This is a genomic window from Cobetia sp. 5-25-4-2, from assembly GCF_013374075.1.
In the GTDB taxonomy this organism is placed as follows: Bacteria; Pseudomonadota; Gammaproteobacteria; order Pseudomonadales; family Halomonadaceae; genus Cobetia; species Cobetia marina.
In genome coordinates this window covers 1-1,056 of sequence record NZ_BLWK01000033.1, presented here as the reverse complement: position 1 = coordinate 1,056, position 1,056 = coordinate 1, and the positions used below count along the sequence as shown (strand labels likewise).

Annotated in this window: 1 protein-coding gene; it reads right to left on the bottom strand. The window is 63.5% G+C overall.

Annotation, left to right across the window (positions count from 1 at the left end; all coding sequences use genetic code 11):
* Positions 1 to 293: hypothetical protein (locus HXS65_RS17415; protein WP_176494548.1), on the bottom strand; the 293-nt coding region annotated here is incomplete at its 3' end.
* Between the last annotated feature and the right edge of the window lie 763 nt (positions 294 to 1,056).

Here is a 1,056-nt window from a genome sequence, read left to right as displayed (position 1 = left end):
ACGGTGACGGAGCCACCTTCGCCGTCGGTGATGACCAGCTGAACGTTGCTGCTGTCCAGGCCGTCTTCGATGGAGCCGGTCAGCGTCACGTTGCCGATCTCGTCGGCATTCAGGAAGCCATCGCCACCATCGTCGAAGGCGATGCTGTTGTCATCGGCGCTCGGTGAGGTGGCATCGATCACGATGGCCTGGGACACCGTATCGCCGTTGTTGCCGGCAGCATCCTGCACACGGAACTGTACGGTCGCGGACTCGGTGAGGCCGCTGTCGTAGCTGACCGCAGTGCCGGTCACGCTGCCCTCGGGGATATCGATCCANCGGTCAGCGTCACGTTGCCGATCTCGTCGGCATTCAGGAAGCCATCGCCACCATCGTCGAAGGCGATGCTGTTGTCATCGGCGCTCGGTGAGGTCGCATCGATCACGACATCCTGCGAGGCCGCCGGGCCAGTGTTGCCGGCAGTATCCTGCACACGGAGCTGCACGGTGGCGGACTCGGTGAGGCCGCTGTCGTAGTTGACCTCAGTGCCTGTCACGCTGGCATCGGGGATGTCGATCCAGGTGGTGCCATCGCTGCTGTACTGCAGGGTCTCGCCCTCGGCCAGCGGCGCATCCAGTGTGGCAGAGATCGTCAGGCCATCATTGTCGCTGGTGATGAAGTCGCCCGCGGTACCGGTGTCCTCACTGATGCCAGTGATGCTGATGGTGGTGGTCGGCGCANGGCAGCATCCTGCACACGGAACTGTACGGTCGCGGACTCGGTGAGGCCGCTGTCGTAGCTGACCGCAGTGCCGGTCACGCTGCCCTCGGGGATATCGATCCATGTGGTGCCATCGCTGCTGTACTGCAGGGTCTCGCCCTCGGCCAGCGGCGCATCCAGTGTGGCAGAGATCGTCAGGCCGTCATTGTCGCTGGTAATGAAGTCACCCGCGGTACCGGTGTCTTCACTGATGCCAGTGATGCTGATGGTGGTGGTCGGCGCAGCGGTGTCTTTGACGCTATCCGCTGTGAAGCTGTTGTCGTTGCCGGCGTCGTCAGTGACCGTCAGGGTGGCGGT